Origin of the sequence: Gordonia aichiensis NBRC 108223, from assembly GCF_000332975.1 — a bacterium.
Lineage (GTDB): Bacteria > Actinomycetota > Actinomycetes > Mycobacteriales > Mycobacteriaceae > Gordonia > Gordonia aichiensis.
This window is the reverse complement of sequence record NZ_BANR01000001.1, coordinates 161,240-181,652: the sequence shown is the minus strand read 5'-3', so window position 1 is coordinate 181,652 and position 20,413 is coordinate 161,240. Positions and strand designations below refer to the sequence as shown.

The 20,413-nt window shown below is 65.7% G+C and carries 16 protein-coding genes, 1 pseudogene and 1 riboswitch; of the genes and pseudogenes, 9 read left to right on the top strand and 8 right to left on the bottom strand.

Annotation, left to right across the window (positions count from 1 at the left end; genetic code table 11):
• The first annotated feature begins 16 nt into the window (after positions 1-16).
• The 4 genes and pseudogenes from GOACH_RS00820 to GOACH_RS00805 all read left to right on the top strand — a co-directional run bounded on the left by GOACH_RS00820 (position 17) and on the right by GOACH_RS00805 (position 4,962).
• Complete coding sequence (locus tag GOACH_RS00820; protein ID WP_005169167.1) at positions 17-1,000, top strand: formylglycine-generating enzyme family protein; 984 nt, start codon at positions 17-19, stop codon at positions 998-1,000.
• Between the two features lie 88 nt (positions 1,001-1,088).
• Positions 1,089-2,522 (top strand): sulfatase family protein, encoded by a 1,434-nt coding sequence (locus GOACH_RS00815; RefSeq protein WP_005169165.1) that lies wholly within the window; start codon positions 1,089-1,091, stop codon positions 2,520-2,522.
• Positions 2,523-2,595: 73 nt separating this feature from the next.
• Complete coding sequence (locus tag GOACH_RS00810) at positions 2,596-4,251, top strand: FAD-binding dehydrogenase (RefSeq protein WP_005169163.1); 1,656 nt, start codon at positions 2,596-2,598, stop codon at positions 4,249-4,251.
• Between the two features lie 36 nt (positions 4,252-4,287).
• Positions 4,288-4,962: pseudogene (locus GOACH_RS00805) on the top strand (DUF3159 domain-containing protein).
• Positions 4,963-4,982: 20 nt separating this feature from the next.
• Here GOACH_RS00805 and tilS read toward each other — a convergent pair.
• The 3 genes from tilS to dacB are packed head-to-tail and all read right to left on the bottom strand — an operon-like array spanning position 4,983 to position 8,454.
• Positions 4,983-5,942: a tRNA lysidine(34) synthetase TilS gene (gene tilS / locus GOACH_RS00795; protein WP_005169157.1), complete on the bottom strand. Its 960-nt coding sequence runs from the start codon at positions 5,940-5,942 to the stop codon at positions 4,983-4,985.
• Positions 5,921-7,051 (bottom strand): Rv3626c family coenzyme F420 biosynthesis-associated protein, encoded by a 1,131-nt coding sequence (locus tag GOACH_RS00790; protein ID WP_005169155.1) that lies wholly within the window; start codon positions 7,049-7,051, stop codon positions 5,921-5,923. Before GOACH_RS00790 ends, tilS begins: the two co-directional genes overlap by 22 nt.
• Entirely contained in the window at positions 7,048-8,454 is a 1,407-nt protein-coding gene (dacB, locus tag GOACH_RS00785) for a D-alanyl-D-alanine carboxypeptidase/D-alanyl-D-alanine endopeptidase (protein ID WP_005169153.1), read from the bottom strand. Before dacB ends, GOACH_RS00790 begins: the two co-directional genes overlap by 4 nt.
• A 137-nt stretch (positions 8,455-8,591) precedes the next feature.
• Between dacB and GOACH_RS00780 the strand changes: the two genes are divergently transcribed.
• Complete coding sequence (locus GOACH_RS00780) at positions 8,592-9,074, top strand: inorganic diphosphatase (protein WP_005169151.1); 483 nt, start codon at positions 8,592-8,594, stop codon at positions 9,072-9,074.
• Positions 9,075-9,215: 141 nt separating this feature from the next.
• Here the strand turns inward: GOACH_RS00780 and GOACH_RS00775 are convergent, their stop codons facing one another.
• Positions 9,216-10,907 (bottom strand): MDR family MFS transporter, encoded by a 1,692-nt coding sequence (locus tag GOACH_RS00775; RefSeq protein ID WP_005169150.1) that lies wholly within the window; start codon positions 10,905-10,907, stop codon positions 9,216-9,218.
• Positions 10,904-11,386: a MarR family winged helix-turn-helix transcriptional regulator gene (locus tag GOACH_RS00770; RefSeq protein WP_005169149.1), complete on the bottom strand. Its 483-nt coding sequence runs from the start codon at positions 11,384-11,386 to the stop codon at positions 10,904-10,906. Before GOACH_RS00770 ends, GOACH_RS00775 begins: the two co-directional genes overlap by 4 nt.
• A gap of 253 nt (positions 11,387-11,639) precedes the next feature.
• On the opposite strand from GOACH_RS00770, the gene alc reads away from it, so the two are divergent.
• From alc to GOACH_RS00755, 3 genes are all read left to right on the top strand, one after another.
• The gene (gene alc, locus GOACH_RS00765; protein WP_217999506.1) at positions 11,640-12,623 is read left to right on the top strand and encodes an allantoicase; all 984 of its coding nucleotides are present in this window, start codon (positions 11,640-11,642) and stop codon (positions 12,621-12,623) included.
• A gap of 213 nt (positions 12,624-12,836) precedes the next feature.
• Complete coding sequence (locus GOACH_RS00760) at positions 12,837-14,462, top strand: alkaline phosphatase D family protein (RefSeq protein ID WP_245551754.1); 1,626 nt, start codon at positions 12,837-12,839, stop codon at positions 14,460-14,462.
• Positions 14,463-14,516: 54 nt separating this feature from the next.
• A complete protein-coding gene (locus GOACH_RS00755; protein ID WP_005169146.1) occupies positions 14,517-15,689 on the top strand; it encodes a phosphatase PAP2 family protein in 1,173 nt (390 codons plus the stop codon).
• A 40-nt stretch (positions 15,690-15,729) separates the two neighbouring features.
• Here GOACH_RS00755 and GOACH_RS00750 read toward each other — a convergent pair whose 3' ends face one another.
• Together GOACH_RS00750 and GOACH_RS00745 are read right to left on the bottom strand one after the other, a co-directional pair.
• Entirely contained in the window at positions 15,730-16,212 is a 483-nt protein-coding gene (locus GOACH_RS00750; RefSeq protein WP_005169145.1) for a hypothetical protein, read from the bottom strand.
• A complete protein-coding gene (locus GOACH_RS00745; RefSeq protein ID WP_005169144.1) occupies positions 16,209-17,537 on the bottom strand; it encodes an aminotransferase class V-fold PLP-dependent enzyme in 1,329 nt (442 codons plus the stop codon). Before GOACH_RS00745 ends, GOACH_RS00750 begins: the two co-directional genes overlap by 4 nt.
• 16 nt (positions 17,538-17,553) lie before the next feature.
• Positions 17,554-17,667, bottom strand: a riboswitch (SAM riboswitch).
• 115 nt (positions 17,668-17,782) lie between these two features.
• Between GOACH_RS00745 and GOACH_RS00740 the strand changes: the two genes are divergently transcribed.
• Positions 17,783-18,877 carry an isochorismate synthase gene (locus GOACH_RS00740; protein WP_005169143.1) on the top strand — a complete coding sequence of 365 codons (1,095 nt, stop codon included), beginning with the start codon at positions 17,783-17,785 and terminating at the stop codon, positions 18,875-18,877.
• A 170-nt stretch (positions 18,878-19,047) separates the two neighbouring features.
• On the opposite strand, the gene GOACH_RS00735 is transcribed toward GOACH_RS00740, so the two are convergent.
• The gene (locus GOACH_RS00735) at positions 19,048-20,358 is read right to left on the bottom strand and encodes an aspartate aminotransferase family protein (RefSeq protein WP_005169142.1); all 1,311 of its coding nucleotides are present in this window, start codon (positions 20,356-20,358) and stop codon (positions 19,048-19,050) included.
• Positions 20,359-20,413 lie beyond the last annotated feature (55 nt).

Sequence of the window (20,413 nt, the reverse complement as noted above, 5' to 3'; positions counted from 1 at the left end):
ACGGAAGAGATTCGAAATGACTCATGAACTCGATGCGGAAGCGTGCGCGGCATTCGACAGCCCGGACGGCGGTGCCCGAGCTTGTTGCACCCCACAGCGCCTGCCCACTCCGAGCATCGGAAGTGATCGCGAAGCCCCACAACAGATTCGAGCGAGCAGCCAAGCGCTCTCGGGCGACCAGATGATCAGCCTGCCCACCACAGACTTCTGGATGGGAGACGACGGACCATCGAGCCACGCCGCCGACGGAGAGGGCCCGGTGAGATCTGTGAGGGTCGACGCGTTCGCCATCTCCGCACACGCCGTCACCAACGCCGAGTTCGACGAGTTCGTGACGAGCAGCGAATACGTCACCGACGCAGAGCGTTTCGGGTGGTCCTTCGTCTTCGCCGGTTTTCTTCCCGCAGCACTAAGACGCGCCTCGCCCCGACCCGAGGGCACCCCGTGGTGGTGCGCGGTCACCGATGCCACCTGGCGGGCACCAGAAGGTCCGGGCAGCGATGTCAGCGAGAGAGCCGACCATCCCGTCGTGCACGTCTCATGGAACGATGCCCGCGCCTTCTGCCGATGGGCCGGTGTGCGCCTGCCGACCGAAGCCGAGTGGGAGTACGCCGCACGAGGCGGGCTGAGCAGAGCGCGCTATCCGTGGGGTGACGAGCTCGACGAGGACGAGAGCTTTCGGTGCAACATCTGGCGGGGCTCCTTCCCGGCTCGCAACACCGCCGCCGACGGATACCGATCGACGGCGCCGGTAGAAGCGTTCGAGCCCAACGGATTCGGCCTCTACAACATGGTCGGCAACGTCTGGGAATGGACGGCCGACGCATGGCGCGTCGACCACTCCGGCACTCCACATGAAGCGCCGGAGTCCCGAAAGGCCATGCGCGGCGGCTCACACATGTGCCACGACAGCTACTGCAATCGCTACCGAGTCTCCGCGCGCACCTCGAACTCCGCCGACGGCAGCAGCGGGAACATCGGCTTCCGCATCGCCCTCTGATACACACGCACTTCTCTTTCCGTTCGGTCATTCCACCGAAGACCTGAAAACCCGCAATCCACGCCCCACAAAAGGAAGTGAGACAACCATGTCCTCTACCCCAACGAACGTGTTGCTGATCATGTCCGACCAGCACAATCCCAAGATCATGGGGTCGGCAGGCAATCCGCTCGTCGCAACGCCGAACATGGACCGCCTCGCCGCGCGCGGAACGAGATTCAGCGATGCCTACTGCGCAAGTCCCATCTGCGTGCCGTCCCGCGCCTCGGTCGCCACCGGCCTGTACCCGCATCAGACGCGGTATTGGGACAACGCCATGGGATACGACGGCGCCGTCGAGAGTTGGGGACACGAGTTACAGAGAGCCGGGCGGCGCGTCGAGTCGATCGGAAAGCTGCACTATCGCAACGAGACCGACCCGACCGGATTCGACGTGCAGCACCTGCCGATGCACCTCAAGGACGGTGTCGGACAGATCTGGGGATCAGTACGAGACCCGTTGCCGCGCAGAGACAATGCCCCACTCATGGTGTCCTTCTCCGGTGGCGCGGAATCCGACTACACACGCTACGACGCCGCGGTCACCGACCGCACGTGCGAGTGGCTCGCCGACGAGCACAACCACGACGAACCGTGGGTACTGTACTCGGGACTGCTCGCACCGCACTTCCCCTACCTCGCACCACCCGAGTTCTTCGAACTCTACAACCCCGACGACATGCCCACCCCGACCATGCGGCCCGAGCACGGTCACGCCCGTCACCCGTGGGTCGAGGCCTTCGCAGGAGTCCTACCGGGCCTCGACGACGCCAACACCGAGGAGGAGCGTCGACGCGCCGCTGCCGCCTACTACGGTTTGGTGAGCTATCTCGACCACAACGTCGGACGCATTCTCGACGCACTCGATGCCAGCGGGCAGGCCGAGAACACACTGGTCATTTACACCAGCGACCACGGCGACATGGTCGGGAGCCGTGGGCTGTGGGGAAAGTCGTTGCTCTACACCGAATCAGCCGGAGTGCCGCTGATCATCGCGGGACCAGGCGTCGAAGCAGGCACGGTCAACTCCACCCCGACGAGCCTCCTCGATCTCTACCCGACGATCCTCGACGCCGCCGGAGTCGCCGCTACCGGCGCACCGCGGCCAGGAACATCGCTCCTACAGATCGCCGAGTCACCCGATCCCGAGCGTGCCGTCATGAGCGAGTACCACGCGATGGGGGCGGCCAGCGGCGCGTTCCTGTTGCGCAAGGGCGACTACGTCCTGCACCACTATGTAGGGTACGACGACGAACTCTACGACGTCGCAACCGATCCGAACCAAACGAAGGATCTGGCACACGACCCGGCCTACCGGGAGACGCTCGCAGCGCTCCTCGCCGAGATCGAGTCCATCTGCAACCCAACAGATGTAGACGCACAGGCCAAAGCCGACCAGGCCGCACTCGTCGAGCGATTCGGTGGCCCCGCTGTCGCAGCAACCCTCGGTACCCCCGGCGAGACCCCGCCGCCCGCGGTCTGACACCGCACCGTGTGCACGACGACCTTCCGACTCGCACACACAGACAACCACCGAGCACACCTAGAGAGATCCCATGACACATTCACCAGAGGCCGACGTCCTCGTCGTCGGAGCAGGACTGGCGGGTCTGGTCACCGCCACCGAGATTGCGGCCACCGGCAAGTCCGTTCTGATCCTTGATCAGGAGAACGCAGCCAACATCGGGGGCCAGGCATTCTGGTCGTTCGGCGGTTTGTTCCTCGTCGACAGCCCCGAACAACGCCGCGTGGGAATCCACGACTCGTTCGACCTCGCGTGGACCGATTGGCAAGCCACGGCCGGTTTCGACAGGCCCGACGAGGACGCGTGGCCGAGGCGCTGGGCCGAAGCCTACGTCCACTTCGCCGCCGAGGAGAAGCGACAGTGGCTCTCCGAGTTGGGGATATCGTTCTTTCCGGTCGTGGGCTGGGCCGAGCGTGGCGGCGCAACAGCACTGGGGCCGGGCAACTCGGTCCCCCGTTTTCACATCACCTGGGGCACCGGCCCAGCGCTGGTCGAGGCGTTCACCAATCGCGTCGCGGCGTCAGGCGGACGAATCCGCTTCGCCCACAGGCATTGCGTCGACGAGATCACCACACGAGACGGAGCGGTGACCGGCGTTCGAGGCCGGGTACTTGCGGACTCGCCTACTGCACGGGGCGTTGCATCCAACCGGACCACTGTGTCGGAGTTCGAGTTTCGTGCCGACGCCGTCGTCGTCACGTCGGGAGGCATCGGCGGAAACCCGGAGTTGGTCCGGAAACACTGGCCCGCACGACTCGGACCCTTCCCCGAGCGGATGCTATCGGGCGTTCCCGCTCATGTGGACGGACGAATGCTCGAGATCAGTGGAGCAGCGGGTGCACGTCTGGTCAATCAGGACCGCATGTGGCATTACACCGAAGGCATTACCAACTACGACCCGGTCTGGCCGAACCACGGGATACGAATCCTCCCCGGACCGTCGTCACTCTGGTTGGACGCCACCGGCAAACGTCTACCCGCCCCGATCTACCCCGGCTCGGACACCCTCGGCACCACCGAGGCCATTCTGGCCACCGGGCACGACTACAGCTGGTTCATCTGCACCGAGAAGATCATCGAGAAGGAGTTCGGTCTCTCGGGCCAGGAACAGAACCCCGACCTGACTGGCAAAGACCTCAAGCTCCTGACCACACGAGCCCGCGGTGGGGTGCCCGGACCTGTCGAGGCGTTCACCCAACGAGGCGTCGACTTCCTGGTGCGCGACAACCTTGACGACCTGGTCGTGGCGATGAACGACCTCACCGGGTCGGCATTGCTCGACGTGGACACCGTGCGAGCCGAGGTCACCGCCCGTGACCGTCAACTCGACAACAGATTCAGCAAGGACCACCAGATGGCGGCAATCGCCAACGCGCGCAGATACCTTCCTGACAGGATCACGCGAGTCGCGTCGCCACATCGACTTCTCGACCCCAAGGCTGGTCCGCTCATCGCGGTTCGACTCAATCTGTTGACCCGCAAGACCCTTGGCGGCATTCATACCGATCTCAGCGCGCGGGCACTACGAGCGGACGGTACTCCCATCGGTGGCCTGTACGCGGCGGGCGAAGTCGCGGGGTTCGGCGGTGGCGGGATGCACGGTTACCGCGCTCTGGAAGGCAGCTTCCTCGGCGGATGCCTGTTCTCCGGACGGACCGCAGGCCGCGGGGTCGCCGCACAACTGTGAACCATCACCGCTCCCCCACAATCGTTAGGACACAACATGACTGCCGCAGCAAGCCCGCCACCGGACACCACTGATGAGACCATCGGAGTCTTACGTCGGATGCGAACGAAGATCCGCGAAGTGGGCGCCGTCCGACACCTCATCGACGGTGGCGCACCCATCCTCGCCTTCATCATCGGTTACCAACTCGGCAACATCGTTGCCGGAATCGTCGCAGCCATCGTGACTGCAGCGATCATCGCCGGTCTCCGGCTCTGGCACGGCGACAAACCTCTCACCGTCGCCATCTCAGCGGGCCTGATCCTCGTGTTCTCAGCCATGGCCGCAACCACCGGCGAGGGCAGAGACTTCTTCTTGCCGCCGCTGATCCTGTACACAGCCCTGACCGTGGTCTTCGGTATCAGCCTGGCCACCCCGTCACCACTCTCGCTGCCCATCTGCCGCTAGCTCCGACTCGAGCCGCAGAGCGGCCAACTACCCGACCCCGCCGATCGAGTTCGATTTCATCGGCGCCTCACGCTGGTGTGGGCGCTGTTCTGCCTCGCGCACGTGCTGATCATGGGCCCCGTCTACCTGGCGAACAACGTCGTCCTCCTCGGCGCACTCGCACTGGTCCTGAACAAGCCCGCGCTCATCGTGGCCGTGGCAGGTACCGGAATCTGGGTGCGGGCCAGTGTCAAGTCGGCGTCTGTTTCGGGCAACACCCACTGAAACGCCCGCTGACCGCCTGGTCACCGGGTGACGCCGCGGACCCGCAGGACGTCGTCGACCCGAACCACCACCAGCCGGTGACCAGGCCCGCCCCCGATGGCCACCTGTCCTCCGCGCAGCCCTCGAACCACCTCGTCGACGGCCACGATCACCCGCGTCGTCGGCTCCGTGGCTCCGACCTCGCGCAGCCAGCGGAGCACCACACGTGTTCGCACGGCATCAGGGGACCCCGTGACCGCTGAGACGTCGAGCTCGATTGTCGTTCCGTTCTCGCGTGACGCTCTCGAGTAGGTCTCGTCGGCGATCTCGTCGAGTGCTGTGACGTCGGACTGCAGCGAAGCGGCGGTGCGCGCCAGGGCTTCGACGACGCCTCCCTGCAGCACTTCGTCGAGCAGCGGGATCACCTCTGCTCGGAGACGGACTCGGGTGAACCGCGGGTCACGATTGTGCGGGTCGGCGTGCGCCGGTAGTGCCAACTCGGTGCAGGTGCCGACCGTCACCCGTCGACGCACACCCAACAGCGGCCGACCCCACGGTTCGCGCCACGCCCTCATCCCCGCGAGCGAGCGCGCGCCCGAGCCCCTCCCGAGTCCGAGCAACACGGTCTCGGCCTGGTCGTCCATCGTGTGTGCCAGCAATACCGGTAGCCCATCGCGCGCGGCGTCGAGCGCCGCGTAGCGGGCATCGCGCGCCGCCGCCTCCATACCGCCGTCGGTTCCGACGCTCACGCGCAGCACTTGCGCAGATGCACCGAGGCCCACAGCGGTCCGCGCCGCCTCGGCCGCGACCGCGTCCGATCCGGGCTGCAGCGCATGGTCGACGACAAGTGCGCGTACGGTCAGCCCTGTCCGGAGTGCTGCAGCCGTGAGCGCAAGCGAGTCGGGTCCGCCGGACAACCCGACGCACACCTCGGTGCGCCCGGCGAGGTGGACGGCCGCGAAATCAGCGACCGCTCGGGTCACAACACGCGTGCAATCCATCGCGACGGCTCGTCGATCTCGTCGGGCCGGGGCAGGGTCTCCGCGTCGGTCCAGATGGTGTTGAACCGCTCCATTCCGACGGTCGAGACCACCTCGTCGACGAAAGCCTTACCCCGGATGTACTGCGCCAGTTTGGCATCCATCCCGATCAACGCTCTGATGATGCGCTGCACAGGATTTCGCGGCGCGGTACGTCGTTTGTCGAACGCTGCGCGAATCTGCTCGACCGTCGGAACCTGCGCCGGGCCAACGGCATCCATGACGTGATCGGCGTGCCCCTCGAGCAGGGTGCCGAGCATCATCAGGCGGGTGAACGCCTCGTACTGCTCGGGCGTCTGCAACAGCTGCATCACCCCGATGATGCCCTTTTCTCGCTTGGCGCCGGCGCCACGAACTGCCGCGTTGATCCGCGCGACGACGTCTGTCACCGACTCGCCCGCATCGCTGGTGAGGACGCCGATGTTGTCGAGCATGTACTGCCGCAGCCAGGGATTGGCCGAGAACTGCACCCGGTGCGTCACCTCGTGCAGACATACCCAGAGACGAAAATCCGACGGCACGACGTGCAGACTGCGCTCGACCGCAATGATGTTCGGCGTGACCAACATGAGCACGCCCGGATCAGTCGCTCCGCTCCCGGCGCCGGGATCATCGGGATCATGCGGTGTGAACGGGTCGTACTGGCCCAGGATTGCTCCCGCCAGGAAGGCGAGCAAGCCCCCCGCCTGCAGGCCGCCGACCTTCCCCGACAGCCCTCCGCCGGATTCGCTTTCGCCGTCGCCGTCGAGCATCGAACGCATCGACTGTGACGCGGCGTCGACCCAGCCGCGACGATCGACCACGAGCGCGCTCGGCACGCGCAGACCATCGGCAAGCCCGGTGACCTCACGGACCGGCGCCTCGGCGCGCACCGCGGCATCAGCAAGCTCCGCACGCGCGGCGTCGAGGGTGTAGGCGGTCGTCTTGGGTCCCGGACGGACCAGTCGCTTGCCGACCGTCGCCGCGAGCGACCAATCGATACGCGCACCGATCGAGTCGCCGCCCGGCCGGGCCTGTACCGGTTCGAGCTCGTCAGGGCCACTTCTCACGTCGTCGGTCGGTTCGGTCATCGGCACCCGCACTCCCTCAACTTGCCCGCGACGGTGTCGAGTGCCGGACGCGCATCCGCGGGCGATGTTCCCCCCGAGATCAGCGCGAACGACAACACACGACCGTCGACCGTTTGAACTATGCCGGTCAACGAACTGACACCGGTCAGTGTTCCGGTCTTCGCGCGGACCCAACCCGCGCCGGGATTCTCGCCCACGGTGAAGCGGTCGGCGAGTGTGCCCGTGCCTCCGGCGACCGGCAGACCGTCGAGCATGGGGCGAATCTTCGTGTCGATGGGCTGGTCACCACCGGTGGGTCCACTCGCGCTGGCCATGAGTCTGTCGAGGAGTGCGGCGGGAACGAGATTGCGATACGAGAGCCCCGACGTGTCGCGCAACGTCACGTTGGAGACGTCGAACTTGTTGTCGGCGAGCGTCTGTTTGACGGCCGATGTCCCGCCCGCCAGGGTCGCGGGGCCGCCGTGCGCGACGGACAGTTCGATACCGAGGGCCTCGGCGAGCACGTTGTCGGAGTAGCGGAGCATGTCGTTGACCCTCGTCACCAGGGGCGCCGACCGCACCGACGCGACTGTCCGTGCGCCTGCGGGGGCGGTGGCCTGCCTGACCGGGGCGTCGACGTCGAGCGACTTGGCGAGTTGTTCTCCCGCTGTGATCGCCGGTGTGTTGACGCGAGGCGAATACTCGTTGAGTCGGTCGATGCGGGCACCGTCGGTCATCAGTGACTCGATCGGCGCGATGTCACCGCCCGCGATGTCCTCCTTGCTCCAGCTGCTGTCCATCGTCGGACCGCTGTATGCGCTGGTGTCGACGGCAACAGAGGTGACCGGAACTCCCGACTTGCGGATCTGGTCGGCGAGGTCGGCGATCCGTCCCGGATCGGTGTAGAAGGTCTGCGAGCGCTTCGGTTGCGCGGACAGGGTGGGGTCCCCGGCGCCCTTGACTATCACCTGGCCGTCGGCTCCGACGACGACGCTTGTCGTCAGGCGGGCGTCGTGCGGCAGGCCGAGCAGCGCCGCTGCCGCGGTCAGGATCTTGGTGTTCGACGCGGGCACGCGCGGCGTGTTCGGTCCCTTCGACCACAGGATCGCGCCGGTCAGCGAGTCGCTCACCTGCCCGGTGAACTCACCGAGCTGCGGCGCGCGGGAGGCTGCGGAGATCTGCTTGGTCACGCCGTCGGCCGTCGGTAGTGGGGCGTTCGCCGCCACCGGGCTGATCTCGGGCTTGGCCGCGATCGGTGCGGGTCGCGGCGGCACCCCGGCGGGTAGGTCGTCGGATCTGTTCGCACGCAACGCCACGAACAGCACGCTCGACGCGATCAAGGCCAGCACGATGACCGACACCAGAGTCCACACGACCGCCCGACGACGCCCGCGCAACCGACCGCCCTGAATCCCCTCGCCCACTCGACCTCCGGTCTCAACCGATCTCTTCCGACGCCCCACAGTATCGTTGAGGCGATTCGCACAGCCGGACCGCGGCTGTCGACACCCGCCGAAGGCGCACCGATTCCCGCCGGAGGCGCCACGATCAAGGAGGAACCGTGGAATTCGATGTGACCATCGAGATCCCCAAGGGAAGTCGCAACAAGTACGAGGTCGACCACGAGACCGGCAAGGTCTTCCTCGACCGCTACCTCTACACCGCGTTCGGTTACCCCGCCGACTACGGCTACATCGACAACACTCTCGGCGAGGACGGCGACCCGCTCGACGCGCTGGTCCTGCTTCCCGAATCGGTGTATCCGGGTGTGGTGGTCAAGGCGCGCGTCGTCGCCATGTACACCATGACCGATGAGGCAGGCGGCGACGACAAACTGCTGTGCGTTCCGGCGAAGGACGTGCGTTGGGACCACATCCAGGACGTCGGTGACGTCTCGGAGTTCGAGCTCAACGCCATCTCGCACTTCTTCGAGCACTACAAAGACCTCGAGCCCGGCAAAGAGGTCACGCCGGGCGGCTGGGTCGGCAAAGACGAGGCCGAGAAGGTCGCCCAGGCAGCCGTCGAACGCTTCCCGGGACACTGAGCGGCACCGGGCGCCATAGCCAGAACGAATTCACAGCCTGAAACGAATCCACCTCATCTGTTGCGCGACACCTTTGGCACTGCCGAAGGTGAAACGTCACAGATGAGGTGGATTTGTCTTAGCCGGGTCCAGCCGGTCAGCTCACTCGGCGGCGGCAGGCTCAGCGGCGGGCCGCCCGCGTCGTAGCGGGAGTTCCTTCCACGTGACGGTGCCGATGATCGCGAGCAGCGACACGATCGACACGGTCAAGAACACCGAGTCCATCGAGTGGGCGAAGCCCTCCTTGATCGGGTCGCCGAGCTCCGCGGGCAGCTTCTCGATGATCGACGTATCGCTCATCACCGTGTCCGACGACCCGCCCGCGCCGTCGGGATTCTGCGACGCAGCGATAAGGCTCTTGGCAAAAGCACTGACCTGCGGGTCGTCGCTGCCCGCGGCCTTGACGACTGCGGCCCGGTACTCGGGAGTACCTGCGGCCGACACCATCTCGTCCTTGATGTTCGGCCCCATGAGGCTGAAGAGCAGCGAGAAGAACACCGCGACACCGAGTGTGGCGCCGATCTGACGGAAGAAGGTCGCGGTGCCCGTCGACAGACCCATGTCCTTGGGCGGCAGGATGTTCTGCATCGCGAGCGTGATCGGCTGCATCAGATTGCCGAGTCCGAAGCCGAGCAGGAACGCCATGAGCATCACGATCCACACCGGCGTCGACGTCGAAACCAGGTGCAACAAGAACGTGGCGACGGCGATCAGCACGGCACCGATGATCGTGAACACCTTGTACCTGCCGGTGCGCGAGATCATCTGGCCCGACGCGATGGAACCCGACATCAGGCCGAGCACCATCGGCAGCATCTGCAGGCCCGCGACCATCGGGGACGATCCGCGCAGTACCTGGAAGTACTGCGGCAGCATCGAGATCCCGCCGAACATCACGGCACCGACGACCATCGAGATGACGATGCCCTGCGCGAAGACCCGATTCTTGAAAACGCGCAGCGGTATCAGCGCGTCGTCGCCCATCATGTGTTCAATCCAGATGAACGCGGCGATACCGCAGATCCCGACGGCGTAGCACAGCAGCGACCATCCCGAGAACCATCCCCACTCGCGGCCCTGTTCGGCAACGATCAATAGCGGCGCGATCCCGACCGCGAGCGCGAAGGCACCCCAGTAGTCGGTACGGCCACCCTGCCCCTTCTGCTGGTCGTAGTTGAGTACCTTGGCGACGACGATCAGCGCGACGATGCCGATCGGCACGTTCACGAGAAAGACCCAGCGCCACCCCGACACCCACAGGATCGACGACTGGCCGGCGAAGAACCCGCCAAGCACCGGACCCAGCACACTCGACGTTCCGAACACCGCGAGGAAGTAGCCCTGGTATTTGGCGCGCTCGCGGGGCGGGACGATGTCGCCGATCGTCGTCAGTGCGAGCGTGAACAGACCGCCCGCACCCAGCCCCTGCAGCGCACGGAATGCCGCGAGCTCGTACATCGACGTCGCGATGGAGCACAGCAGTGACCCGACGATGAAGATCGAAATGGCAAGCAGGAAGAAGGGTTTACGTCCGTACAGATCGGACAGCTTGCCGTAGAGGGGTGTGACGATCGTCGACGTCACCAGATAAGCGGTCGTCACCCAGGCCTGCATGTCGTAGCCGTGCAGGTCGTCGGCGATGGTGCGGATCGCCGTCGAGACGATGGTCTGGTCGAGTGCCGCGAGGAACATCCCCAGCAATAGGCCCGCGAGGATCGTGAGGATCTGCCGGTGCGTCAGCCCGGCGCCCGCGACGTCGTGTGACGACGCGGAGACCTTCGTCTCGTCTGTCATGTCGTTTCCTTCCCGGCGTGGTCGGCGGCCGGCACGATGAGTTGCTCGGCGGCGTCGACGAAGCGGTCGAACAGCACCACCAGCGTCGACAGTTCTTCCTGACTCCAGTCAGCCATCGCGGCGTCGAAGGCCCGGCGCCGAATCGCGCGCATGCCCTCGACGCGTTGACGTCCCGCCTCGGTGATCACCAGCAGGGTTGCACGTCCGTCATCGGGGTCGGCTTCCCGACGCACCAGACCGAGCTCGACGAGCTGCGCCACGTGGCGCGAGACAGTCGACGGATCGGCGCTCAGCGCCACGGCGAGTTCACTCGACCGCATGGCGTGTCGGTCGAGATGGAACAGTCCGCGGAAGGCCGCGGTCTCGAACTCGCCCTCCCTGGTGCGAAACGTTGTGTGTATGGCACGGTCACGAATGCGCAGGTAGCGGCTGAGTGATTCGAAGAGCTGATCGATCGACTCCGGTTCGAGCACGGTCACCACCTTCTGCGCTGGTCTTTGATTATTGGTCGCTGGAGCATCCGCCGACGCCGGTTGTGTGCCGATGGGCTGCATCGGTACCGAGCGGACAAAGCCGACAGATGTTGTCGACTGCAAATAGTTGCATGTTGCACGCAAATGCCGTGCGCAAGTATGCGCTCCGATTCTCCACCTGGCAAACAGCCCACTACCATCGACATTCGTGACTCCTCAGCCCCCACCGCCGTCAGGTAGCCGCCCGCACTTCACGTCCATGCCCGACCTCGCCCTGCGCGATCTCGGCGGAGCGGTGGTGTGGACCAACGACGACCTGTTCGCTGAGGTGCAGAACCTGATCAAGACAGGCCCGGCGGAGTACCGTCCGGCCACCTTCGGACACAAGGGCCAGGTCTACGACGGGTGGGAGACGAGACGACGCCGTGTCGATGGTGTCGACCAGGCGATCATCCGGCTCGGCGCCCCCGGCGTGATCTACGGCGTCGTCGTCGACACGTCGTGGTTCAAAGGCAACTATCCGCCCGAGATCTCGGTGGAGGCGACCGCCGTCGAGGGCGTTGTCTCTGCACAAGAACTCGTCGACGATGCCGCGTGGACCACCATCGTCGAGAAGACCCCCGTCGACGGCGACACCCGCAATCCGTTCAAGGTCGACGCCAAGGACCGCTTCACTCACGTCAGGCTCACCATGCACCCGGACGGCGGTATTGCTCGCTTCCGTGTGCACGGGCGTGGTGTACCCAACCCGCACTTCTTCCGCTATGGCCACTTCGACCTCGCGGCGCTCGAGAACGGCGGCCTCATCACCGCATGCTCCAACATGTTCTACAGCTCGCCGAACAATCTGCTGATGCCCGGACGCGCGCGACACATGGGCGAGGGATGGGAGACCAGTCGTCGCCGTGACTCCGGAAACGACTGGGTACAGGTGCGCCTCGCAGGCCAAGGGCGGGTCAGCCTCGTCGAACTCGACACCAGCTACTTCATCGGCAATGCACCGGGCGCCGCAACGGTCCGCGGCCGCGACGGCGAGGACGGCGATTGGTTCGACGTCTTGCCGCGCACCGAGTTGCAGCCGGACACCCGCCACCGGTTCGTCATCGACCTCGACCGGCCGATGACCGAGGCACGCATGGACATCTTCCCTGACGGCGGTATGGCTCGGTTCAAGCTCTACGGGCTGCTCACCGAGGAATCACAGGCCGGTCTGATCGAACAGTGGGAGCGTGGCGAGGCCTGAGCCCGGCCTGAGCAGTCTGGTCGCTCACATATCTCGCCCACTGTGCCGGCGGCGGCCGCAGGTGGTCACTTGTCGTTCACCTGAACTACCCGATCCAGTCACCTATCGGGTTTTGACTGACACCTCGTGGCTCTCAGACTTCCGAAAACCGTCGAAACCCCCTCGTCGCAACACGCAGGTGTGACGCGCAGGACGTTCCTGAAGTCGGCAAGCGTGGCCGCTGGTACAGCCGCCGTCGCGTCGACCGCGGTCCCCGCCGCAACGGCAGCCCGTGGCGGTTCGAGCGCTTTCGTGCATTCGGTCGCGTCTGGCGATCCACTCCCCGACCGTGTGATCCTGTGGACGCGCGTCACGCCCCATGCGCGTGCGACGCCCGGCTCAGGACTCGGCGATCCGACAACGCTGCGCTGGGAAGTCGCACGGGACAACGCATTCGGCAGCGTGGTCGCATCCGGAAACGTGGCGACGTCGGCGCAACGCGATCACACCGTCAAGGTCGACGCCGCAGGACTCGCCCCAGCGACACGTTACTTCTACCGCTTCACGGTCCTCGACGGCCCGGCCGCGGGAGCGGTGTCGCCGGTGGGCAGGACCAAGACCGCACCGGCGAACTCGGCGGCCATCGACCGTCTCCGGTTCGGAGTCTGCTCGTGCTCCAACTACGAAGCAGGACACTTCATCTCGTATCGAGCGATGGCCGACCGTGACGACATCGACTTCGTGCTGCACCTCGGCGACTACACCTACGAATACGAATCGGGCGGCTACGCAGGCGCATTCGGTGAGACGGTACGCAGAGTCGAACCACCACATGCGACGGTCACCCTCGCCGACTACCGCATCCGACAGGGAAAGTACCACCGCGATCCCGACCTGGCCCGTGCACATGCCGCGCACCCGTTCATCTGCATGTGGGATGACCATGAGTCGGCCAATGACTCCTACAAGGACGGCGCCGAGAACCACAATCCGCGCACGCAGGGCAGCTGGGCCGCACGTAAACGAGCCTCGACGCAGGCGTACTTCGAGTGGATGCCGGTGCGCCCCAATTCACTCGAGAACGGCGAGCACCTGTATCGGCGACTGCGCTTCGGCACGCTGACCGAGCTCATCATCCCCGATCTGCGCTCCTATAGGGACAAGCAGTCGTCGACACGCGTCGACGATCCGGCCCAGAGCATCACCGGCGCCGAGCAGTACACCTGGCTGGAGACGTCGGTCACGACGTCGTCGACCCGATGGCAGGTGATCGGTAGCGAGGTGATGATGGTGCCGTTGACGATTCCCGAATCCACCGACCCACGGCTCGCCGATTGGTTGCATGAGAAGGCCGGGCTGCCGCAGGACGGTATCCCGGTCAACAGCGATCAGTGGGACGGATACGCCGCGGAGCGTCGGCAACTGTTGTCCGCGATCGACCGGGCAGGCAAGCGCAACGTGGTGTTGGTCGCGGGTGACATTCACAGCTCGTGGGCAAGTGAGTTGCCGCTCAACGTTCCTCACTACGGCAGGGACCGCTCCGGGCGGACCGTCGCATGCGAATTCACCGTCCCGAGCATCACCGCCGCCAGCCCGCACGACACGATCGCGGTCAACCGCGCGCTCGACGCTCCGACAGCCGCGGTGCTCTCCGCCGGACAGGAGGCCATCAAGCTGGCCAACCCCTGGATCAAGGATGTCGAACTGACACGTCACGGATTCGGGGTGATGACCGTGACCACTGCCCGCGCCACGATGGAATGGTTCTACGTCGACGATGTGCTCGATCCGAGATCGACGGCGCGGCGGGCATTCGGCTGGTCGACCCGCGCGGGTAACCCGAAACTTATTCGTGCGTAGCTATTTACAGGAACAACCAGCATCCAGACCACACCTCGATCGACAGGGACTCCGATGAGATTGACCCGACAGCTCGCAACCGGACTCGTCATGGCAACGACGGCACTGTGTGCGATGTTCGGTGCCTCCGCGGCGGCACAAGCCGCGCCACCCAAGCCGACCCCCTCGCCCTTCCCGGTCGGGGCACTCGCCACCGTCTACCAGTCGGACATACACGGCAGCGACGTACTCTACTGGCCGGTGATCTCGGGTTTCACCGACATCCGAGCACACCACCCCGCCACGATCTCGGAGAACCTGGCGAAGGCGATCGCCATCAACAATGCGGCGCAACATGATCCGGCACTGCAGAAGCGAGCGCTCGACGATGCGTATGCCATCGACGGAGTGTCACAGACCCAGCTGTACGCCATGACCGACGCGTTCGGCACCGAACTGGGCGCCGACATGCGTCGCGCACTGACCGAGAAGCGTCTGCCGAAGGTGACCGCACTCGTCGACACCCTTGCCGCACGCGGTCAGGGTGTGGCGGCGTCGACTCTTGTGGAGAAGGAGATCTCCGACAATCCGCGGCCCTATGTGGTGGCACCGAACCGGATCAAGGTCTACAACCTGCCGGGCAAGACCGACAAGGACGTGCTGTCGACCGGTTCGTCATTCCCGTCCGGCCATACCGCCTCGGCAATGATCCGCACCGGACTCCTCGCCCTGATGGTGCCCGAGTTCGCCCCGCAACTCCTCGCCCGCGGCAGTGAGGCCGGCTACCACCGGGTGGTTCTCGGCGTGCACTATCCGCTCGATGTGATCGGCGGACGCATGGTCGCTGACGCCGCCGTTGCCGACAGGTATGCCGACCCGAGATTCCGACCACTGATCGACGCCGCGGGACGCGAACTGCGCGCCGAACTCGAATGGCGTTGTGGTGCAGCACTGTCTGTGTGCATCGCACGCGACATCGCGTATCGCAGCGACGCCGCAGCCGTCAGCGACTACCGCGAGCGCATGAGTTACGGGCTGAGCCGTATCGGATCGGCGGACGCGCCGTTCGTCGTGCCGCAGACGGCCGTCGATCTGGTGCTGCGGGTGCATCCCGGGCTGACCCGCGCGCAGGCAACCGACCTCCTGCGCCGCACCGCTTATCCCGCAGGCTATCCGCTCGACGACCAAAGTCGCGGCGCTCAGTCGTGGCAGCGTCTCGACCTCGCCCGCGCCTACGCGGCCCACTGAGACCCCGGCACTGCTCAGTTCTATCTACGGGTCGTCGGGATCACGCGGCGCGTCGGGTCTCGAACTGCGGCAGCACCTCTGCGCGTACGCGATGCTCGGTTGCCGAGCCGTCGATCGGCACGATGATCACGGCGTCGGCGACCTCGGCCGCGTAGATGTCGCGGATCAGCGTGACCAGGCCGTGCGGAGTCCCGACATAACGCACGGTCTCCGAGGCGCTCTCGTTCACAGGCACCGCCGACACCGACGCGCGCGCCGAACCCGGATGAGGTGCGATGGCGACCTCGACCGCGAGCGCTACCGAGAAGTTCGCCGTGTCACGGGTTCCTGCCCGGAGCAACGACCTGGTGCGCTGGGCGTCGCGCAGCGTCGAACGTCGCACCACGATCGGCAGTTCCGCTGCCGCTGCGTCGCCGACGACGGCGACGCGCAGCGCGGGGCGGCCGATTGTGATCAGACCTGTGTCGGCAGCGAGTAGCTCGCCGGTCACCTGATCTCGCGGAGAAGTGGTGTGGATAGTCATCGGTGGGCCTTTCGGTGGCGGGGTGCGGAAGCGTCGGCAGTGTGATCGCACAGGCAGCGCAGCGCATGGAGCAGGCGGTCGACATCGTCGGAAGAGCTACCGAGACCGAAGCTTGCGCGCACCGCGCCATCGGGATGGCCGAGGCGATTGAGCAGAGGGTGCGCGCAGAACTTGCCGTCGCGCACACCGATGCCGTGCTCTGCACTCAGGTACTCCGCGACCTCGCGCGGGGTGTGACCGTCGACGGTGAACCCGGCGATGCCGACTCGCTCGACACCGTCGTCGAAGACGCGCAGGGGGCGCACACCCTCGATCTCGGCGAGTCCGTCGTCCAACAGCGCGCACAGGTACGCCTCGTGTGCACCGATCCATTCGTGCCCGAGCTCGGTGATCGCCTCACATGCCGCCGCAATCGCGATGGCGCCCAGTACATTCGGAGATCCTGCTTCGTGCCGCGATGCGCCCGTGTGCCACGAGACCGATGCGCAACCGGACTCGACGTCGACGTCTGCAGTGGCGCCACCACCGGCGAGGTAGGGCTGCGCGGCGTCGAGCCAGTCGGTGCGTCCGATCAGCACACCCGCGCCGAACGGTGCGTAGAGCTTGTGGCCCGAGAAGACCAGGTAGTCGATGCCGTGGCTGACGATCGACACCGGGCGATGCGCGACGAGTTGCGCTGCGTCGACCAGGATTCGGGCCCCGTGCCGGTGCGCGATCGATGCGAGTCGCGAGATGGGAAGGACCTCGCCGGTCACATTCGACGCCGCGGTGACCGCGAGCAGCGAAACGGGCTTGGCTTCGAGCTCACGCTCGACGGCGGCCAGGGTCTCGTCGATGGTCGAAGCCACTTCGACGATGCGCGTCCACTTGTCCTTGCGTTCAACCCACGGAAGCAGGTTCGCGTGGTGTTCGATGTCGAGGACGACGACGTCGCCGGGTGTCACATGCGCCGCGAGGTTGATCGCGTCGGTGGTGTTTCTGGTGAACACGACGGCGTCGTCGGCTCGTCCACGGACGAAGCGTCGAACGGTCTCGCGGCACTGTTCGTAGCGTCGCGTCGTGATCTGCGAGAGATGGCCCGCACCGCGGTGCACGCTGGCGTACGTGCGCAAAGCCTCGGTGACGGCGTCGGCGACCGCGGTAAGAGCGGGAGCGCTCGCCGCGTAGTCGAGATTGGCGTAGCGCACCGTCGTACCGTCGGCGAGCGGCGCGCGTTCTGTTGCGCCGACGACCTCGGCCAATGCGGCGATCGTCGGGGTCTGATCAGGCGAAACAGCCTCGATCTGTGAGAAATCGGTGAACGAACGGGTGACGACAGCAGTCATCGAACAATCTCCTTGGAATCCACGCTTGCCATACCCACCTCGGATATGGCCAGGTCGTCACCCGGAGCACCCCACCGCGGAGGAGGGTTGCCGACCAGCTAGCCGGGGCTTGTCGCTGGCACTCATGACCTGTTCCAAGAATCACCGATGAGCCGCAGGGCTGTCAATTTCTGCTCAGCGTGCACGAAACTCGCCCGTACGACGGCACGATGCGCGACTCCGGCGCATGTGGGTAGCGTGATTCCATGCCAGCTTCGGAGGTCTTCGTCCTGTCCCGGCCGCACGGCACTGTTCGAGCACGCGGCGCATCACAGGGATTCACCGATGCGACCGAGGCTGCCGAGGCACTGCGTTCCGGACGAATCGGCGCGGTCACCGGAGCGATCCCTTTCACCACCGCCGACGACGCCGCGCTCCTGGTCCCCGAGACCATCACACACAGCGGCTCGGCGATTGGTGGCAGTGCGCCGGCAACCGCTCGCGCCCGACACGTGACGTGGTCACCCGACCCGGCGGTGCATCGAGATCGCGTTGCCCGCGCGATCGACGAGATCGATTCGGGCGCGTTGTCCAAGGTCGTTCTCGCACGCTCCGTCGAATTCGACGTCGAGGAGCCCGTCGATCCGGATCGACTACTCGAGGCGCTGGCATACGGCAATGCCGAGCACTCAGCGTTTCTCGTCGACCTGAGCACCGACGAGAACTCGGATCCACGGGCTCGGTGGCTGCTCGGCGCAAGCCCGGAAGTGTTGCTACGCAAGCAAGGGCTGGAGGTGACGTGTCGCCCCTACGCCGGATCAGCAGCACGATCCACCGATCCGGTCACCGATCATGCTACGGGCCAATCACTTCTGGCATCGACGAAGGATCGGGCCGAGCACGCCTTCGTCGTCGATCACCTCCGCGACGCGTTGGAACCCATCTGCCGCGAACTCGATGTTCCCGACGAGCCGGTACTGGCATCCACGGGTGAGATGTGGCATCTGGCAACACCGATCCGTGGCGTTCTGGCCGATCCGACGATCACCGCACTGGACCTCGCGTTGCTGTTGAGCCCGACACCCGCGGTGTGCGGGACTCCGGGACACGCTGCCGCAGAGTTCATTTCCGCACACGAGGAACCACGCGGGTTCTATGCGGGCGCGGTCGGGTGGTCTGGGGCGGCGGGCGACGGCGAATGGATGGTGACGATCCGTGCCCTACAGCTGTCCGACGATAGACATCACGTGCGCACATGGGCCGGCGGCGGCATCGTCGCCGATTCGGACCCGCAGGCAGAGCTCGACGAGACATCGGCGAAGCTCGCGACGGTCTTACGGGCGCTGGGCGTCCAACTGTAGGAAGGCGTCACGGTGATGGGCCGGAGCTAGAGCCGTCGCGCGGAAAGTAGGGAGAGGATTCCTTCCCCGGGTTCTGCGCCTTTCCCGGGGTTACTTCTAGGAGAAGCGCGCAAAACCCGAGGAAAGACCGTATCCCCTACTTCTGCGCGCGCCGTCGGCCGAGCTACTCCCTAGACCGATGCCGCCAGCGCGTCGGTGAGGATGTCGAGCCCCCGGTGCAGTTCGTCGTCGCTGATTGTCAACGGCGGGGCGATGCGGAAGATGCCGCCCATGCCGGGCAGTTGCACGATGTTCATGTGCAGCCCGCGCTCGAGGCAGGCGGCGGTCACCTTCGCGCCGAGGGCATCCGCCGGGGCTCGAGATGCCTTGTCCGTCACCAGCTCCACGCCCTGAAGCAGTCCACGGCCACGTACGTCACCGACAACCTCGACATCGTCGCGAAGCCCGATGAGCCGCTCGCGCAACTGATCACCGAGCTTGGCAGCGCGGTCGACGAGACCTTCGCGCTCGATCACATCGAGAACCGTCAGCGCGACAGTCGCCGCGAGCGGATCCGATGCATGGGTGGTGTAGAAGAGGAATCCTCGCTCGGCACAGCGATCTTCGATCTCCGCACTCGTCACCACGGCCGCAACCGGCAAACCAGCACCCAGCGTCTTCGACAGCGTGAGGATGTCGGGCGCGACACCGTCGCGCTCGAACGCGTACATGGTGCCGGTGCGGCCCAGCCCGGTCTGCGCCTCGTCGAGGATCAGCAGCATGCCCCGCTCGTCACACATCTGCCGCAGGCGCGCGAGGTAGCCCTCGGGCAGTTCTATGATTCCGCCGGACGACAGGATCGGTTCGACGATGCACGCCGCCAGTGAGCCGTTCGACTGCGTGTCCACGGCCGCGAAGCCGTATTCGAGCTCGGCCTCCCAGTCGTAGGAACCATCAGCATGCCGGAACGGCGACCGATAGGCGTTCGGAGTCGGCAGTGTGAAGTTTCCCGGCAGCGTCGGCCCGTACCCGCGTCGACCTGCCGAGAACGTGGCAGCCGCTGCTCCGGAGGTCATTCCGTGCCACGAGCGGTCGAACGACACGATCTCGTAGCGTCCGGTGGCTAGCTTGGCCATCTTGATCGCGGCCTCGTTGGACTCGGCGCCGGTGGTCAGCAGTGCGGTGCGCGTGAGGTTGTCGGGCAGGGTCGCAGAAAGCCGAGCGGCGAAGTCGACGACGGGCCTGCTGAGCATTCCGCTGAACAGGTGGTCAAGCGTGGCAACCGAATTCGACACAGCCTCGACGATCGCAGGATGCGAGTGGCCGAGCACGGCACTCATCTGCCCCGAGGTGAAGTCGAGGATGGCGTTGCCATCGGAGTCGTAGACGTAGGAACCTGCGGCGCGCTCGATGATGCGCGACGAGAACGCCGGGATGTAGCGGATCAGGTGGTCGTGGGCAGCATCCCAGAAGGCGTCGTCGGATGAAGCACTGTCGGTCATGATCGGTCCTCGCGAGCTGGTGGTCGTGCGATGTCGTTCAACTATGCCCGGTGGT